Source organism: Bartonella sp. AC62GZZY (assembly GCF_042196525.1).
Taxonomy (GTDB): domain Bacteria; phylum Pseudomonadota; class Alphaproteobacteria; order Rhizobiales; family Rhizobiaceae; genus Bartonella.
This window is the reverse complement of record NZ_JBHIQN010000034.1, coordinates 1-5,319: the sequence shown is the minus strand read 5'-3', so window position 1 is coordinate 5,319 and position 5,319 is coordinate 1. Positions and strand designations below refer to the sequence as shown.

The 5,319-nt window shown below is 40.6% G+C and carries 1 pseudogene; it reads left to right on the top strand.

Going from position 1 to position 5,319, the window contains the following annotated elements:
* Positions 1–5,319 (top strand): annotated as a pseudogene (locus ACFIML_RS08805) (hypothetical protein); the annotation flags it as partial.

Here is a 5,319-nt window from a genome sequence, read left to right as displayed (position 1 = left end):
TGCGTTTGCTGGAGTAGGTAGTTCTTTCACAGATCTTCATAAAGAAATTACCAATGAGATTAAAAATGAGATTACCAATGTGAAAGGTGATAGCCTTGTTAAGAAAGATCAAGCAACCAATCTTATCACTATTGGTAAAGAAGTAGAGGGTACAGAACTCAATATTGCCAACAGTAAGAAAGAAGACCGGACCCTTTCAGGTGTTAAGGCAGGAGTACTTTCAGCAGAATCGACAGAAGTTGTAAATGGCTCTCAGTTATTTGCAACTAATAAAAATGTTACGACAGTGAGTACTAATCTAGACAGTGTTTCTAAAAATACATCGAGCTATTTAGGTGGTGGTGCTGATGTGCTTGTAGGCAATCTTCCGACGTATGTTGTTGGTGGTCAGTCATATCATGATGTTGGTTCAGCTTTTAGCGGTGTTGATACATCGCTGACAGATCTTCATAATGAGCTTTCTAAGAACAGCAATGAACTTATACAGACCATTGAGCAGAATGCTTTGTTATGGAATGATGAAGCCAATGCCTTTGTAGCACGTCATGTAAAGAACAAAGAGAAAGATGGTCAAGTTATAGCGGAACAAGAAAACAGCAAATTAAAGTTTCTATTAGATGGAGAAATTTCTAAAGGTTCGACAGAGGCGATCACTGGCAATCAGCTTTATTCAATGAATCAGACATTTGCTGAGTATTTTGGTGGAGGAGCAGGTTATGATAAAGATGGAAAATGGAAAGCTCCAAGTTTTGTGATCAAGAAAGTTGATGCAGAAGGTAAAGAAAGTGAGGAAAGCTATAAGAGTGTAGCGGAAGCACTTTCTGATATTAGTAGTTCTGTCACGAATGTTCATCATGATGTGACTAATGTTGTCAGTGATAGCCTTGTCAAGCAGGATGAGAAGACAAAAGTTATCAATATTGGTAAAGAAGTAGCAGGTACAGAAATAAGTTTTCTGGACGAAAAGGGCAAAGAACGGACGCTTTCAGGTGTTAAGGCGGCAGAGAATGACAATGAAGCAGTTAATAAAGCGCAGCTTGATGCAAGTCTGAAGGATCTTTCTACCAGCCTTCAGTCTGATGACTCGGCTGTTGTTCACTACGATAAAAAAGAGGGTGAGAATGGCGGCATTGATTACACGAGTGTGACTTTAGGTAAAGGTAAGGGTGCAGGACCAGTTGCACTTCATAATGTCAAAGATGGTGTCATTGGTGAGAGTTCACATGATGCGATTAATGGTAGTCAGATCAACACGATTTCTCAGAATGTAGCTAAATTCCTTGGTGGCGATGCAAAATTTGTTGAGGGTACGTTTACAGGACCAACCTACAAGTTATCCAAGGTTGATACAGCTGGTAATATAACAAATGGCTCTTTTAATGATGTTGGGAGTGCTTTTGCCGGTCTTGATGAGAATATCAAGAATGTGAATGCACGGATTAAAGAAGTTTCTGAAGGAGTAGCGCAAGATTCTTTGTTATGGAATGATGAAGCCAATGCCTTTGCCGCGCGTCATGAGAAGAAGCAAGAAGAACAAGGCAGAGCTGTAAGGACACAAGAAAACAGTAGAATTACGTTTCTAGCAAATGGTGAGATTAGCGCTAAATCAACGGATGCTGTCGCTGGTAATCAACTTTATTCAATGAATCAGACGCTGGCGACTTATTTTGGTGGTGGTGCAGGTTATGCTAAAGATGGACAATGGAAGGCTCCAAATTTTGTAATCAAGAAAGTTGATGCAGAAGGTAAAGAAAGTGAGGAAAGCTATAAGAGTGTAGCGGAAGCACTTTCTGATATTAGTAGTTCTGTCACGAATGTTCATCATGATGTGACCAATGTAGTCAGTGATAGCCTTGTCAAGCAGGATGAGAAGACGAAAATTATCACTATTGGTAAAGAAGTAGAAGGCACTGAAATAAGTCTTCTGGATGACAAGGGCAAAGAGCGGACACTTTCAGGTGTTAAGGCAGCAACGAAGAATAATGAAGCGGTTAACAAGGGTCAGCTTGATGCAAGTCTGAAAGATCTTTCTACCAGCCTTCAGTCTGATGACTCGGCTGTTGTTCATTACGATAAAAAAGAGGGTGAGAATGGCGGCATTGATTACATGAGTGTGACTTTAGGTAAAGGTAAGGATGCAGGACCAGTTGCACTTCATAATGTAGCGGATGGTACCATTGCTGAAAATTCACATGATGCGATTAATGGTAGTCAGATCAACACGATTTCTCAGAATGTAGCTAAATTCCTTGGCGGCGATGCGGCATTTAAAGACGGTAGCTTTACCAACCCTACTTACAACTTATCTCGCGTTTCTGAAGATGGCGAGGTAACACAAAAAGCCTTTACCAATGTTGGTTTAGCATTTGAGGGACTTGATGCAAATATCAAAAATGTGAATCAGCGTATTAAGGAAGTCTCAGAAGGAGTTGCACAAGATTCTTTATCATGGAGCGAGGGTGAAAAATCCTTTGTAGCCTTGCATGGAGGAAAAGACGGTGCAAAGACAAATAGCAAGATTAAGTTCCTTGCGGCAGGAGATATTACGAAAGAATCTACAGATGCAGTAAATGGCTCCCAACTTTATTCCTTAGGAAAAGATCTTGCATCGTACTTAAACGGTGATGCTAAGTATGAGAAAGATCAATGGTTGTTGCCTAGATTTAAAGTTACACACCTTAAAGAAGATGGCACATCAGAAGAAGCTGAGTACGATAGTGTTTCAGAAGCTCTTTCAGGTGTTGGTAATTCTTTCACGAATGTGGTTAAAGACTTTAATGACAAAGTCACGAATATCACAGAATCTGTCCAAGGCGATGCGCTGTTGTGGAATAAGGACGCAGAGGCGTTTGTAGCCAAGCATGGAGAGAAGGAAAGCAAGACGAACAGCAAGATAACGTCGCTTGCAAATGGGGATATCACTAAAGACTCAAGCGATGCTGTAACAGGAAATCAGCTATATGCTCTAGGTAACAGTGTTGCAAAGTCTTTAGGTGGTGATGCTAGTTATGCAGGTGGCGCTTGGACGGCTCCAAGTTTCAAAGTTAAGATCGTTAATGAGGATGGTACTAAAGTTGAAGAGAAGAAGTATGATACTGTATCGGAAGCATTTGCTGGTGTAGGAACATCTTTTGAGAATCTTCAAAAAGAGTTTACTCAAAACAACACGGAGGTTACTGAAAATATTAAGCAGAATGCGTTGTTGTGGAGTGATTCTGAAAAGGCGTTTGTAGCAACGCATGGAGAGGGTGATGAGAAAGGCAACAGTAAAATTAAGTTTCTTTCCAATGGAGAGGTTTCTGCAAGCTCAAGTGAAGCGGTCAATGGTTCTCAGCTTTTTGCGACTAATCAAAATGTAAGCAGTGTATCTAACAATCTTGAAACAACAGCTACGAATATAGCTAAATCCTTTGGCGGTGGCGCTGAATATAAAGAAGGTCAATGGAATGCTCCAAGCTTCAAAGTTAAGATCGTCAAAGAAGATGGCAGTGCTGTTGAAGAGCAAAGTTATGATGATGTTGCTAAAGCATTTGCTGGTGTAGGCGCTTCATTCACGAATATTCACAAAGAGCTTAAGAATGAGATTAATAAAGTTGTAGGAGATAGTCTTGTTAAGTTTGATGATACGACAAATGTAATCAAGCTTGGTGGTGAAAAAGAAGGTGCGAGCATCAGTATTGCGGATAAGGAAAGCCAAGATAGAATACTTTCAGGTGTTAAGACAGCGACAAGGGATAATGAAGCGGTTAACAAGGGTCAGCTTGATGAAAGTTTAAAGGATCTTTCTACCAGTCTTCAGTCTGATGAATCGGCTGTTGTTCACTATGATAAACAAGGTGATGATAATAGCAGCACTAATTATGCGAGTGTGACTTTGGGTAAAGGTAAGGGTTCTGCAACTGTTGGTTTGCATAATGTTGCCGAAGGTCAGATTAGTGAGAATTCGCATGATGCGGTTAATGGCGGTCAGGTTTCTAAGGTTTCTCAGGATATTGCGAAATACTTAGGTGGAGGTACAAGCTTTAAAGATGGTACTTTCACGGGTCCAACCTATAAATTATCCAGTGTTGATGCAAAAGGCGAGGTAGTAGAAAAATCTTATGGTGATGTTGGTTTAGCCATTGAAGGTATTGATACGAATTTCAAGAATGTGAATAACAACCTAACGAATAAGTTTAATGAACTTACTGAAAATATCACGAATATTACTCAGGAAGTTCAAGGCGATGCGCTGTTGTGGGATAAGGACGCAGAAGCGTTTGTAGCGACGCATGGGGACAATAAAGAGAACAGCAAGCTCACATCACTTGCAGCTGGCTCTATAGTATCAGGCTCGAGTGATGCGATTACGGGTGGACAGATTTATGATCTGCAAAAAAAGTTTGCTGGCTATTTTGGTGGAGGTGCTGGTTATAATGAGAAAGGCGAATGGCAAGATCCGGATTTCCAAATTCAGACTTTCAGCAATGATGGTACGAAAGGAGATAAGAAGAGCAGTAATAATGTTGCAGGTGCGTTTAATGACATTAATGACAGCATGAGCACTATCAACGCTCGTATTAAGGAAGTTTCAGAAGGAGTTGCACAAGATTCTTTATCATGGAGCAAGGCTGAAGGTGCTTTTGTCGCCTTGCATGGAGAAAAAGATAGTGAGAAGATGAACAGCAAAATCACATCACTTGCAAATGGTGATATTACTGCTAGCTCAAGCGATGCTGTAGCAGGAAATCAGCTATATTCTCTAGGTAACAGTGTTGCAAAGTCTTTAGGTGGTGATGCTAGTTATGCAGGTGGCGCTTGGACGGCTCCAAGTTTCAAAGTTAAGATCGTTAATGAGGATGGTACTAAAGTTGAAGAGAAGAAGTATGATACTGTATCGGAAGCATTTGCTGGTGTAGGAACATCTTTTGAGAATCTTCAAAAAGAGTTTACTCAAAACAACACGGAGGTTACTGAAAATATTAAGCAGAATGCGTTGTTGTGGAGTGATTCTGAAAAGGCGTTTGTAGCAACGCATGGAGAGGGTGATGAGAAAGGCAACAGTAAAATTAAGTTTCTTTCCAATGGAGAGATTTCTGCAAGCTCAAGTGAAGCGGTCAATGGTTCTCAGCTTTTTGATACGAATAAGACAGTTGCAACTTATTTAGGTGGTGGCGCTGAATATAAGGAAGGTCAATGGAGTGCTCCAAGCTTCAAAGTTAAGATCGTCAAAGAAGATGGCAGTGCCGTTGAAGAGCATAGCTATGATGATGTTGCGTCAGCCTTTGCTGGTGTTGGTGATTCATTCACGAATATTCATAAAGAGCTTCAGAATGAGAT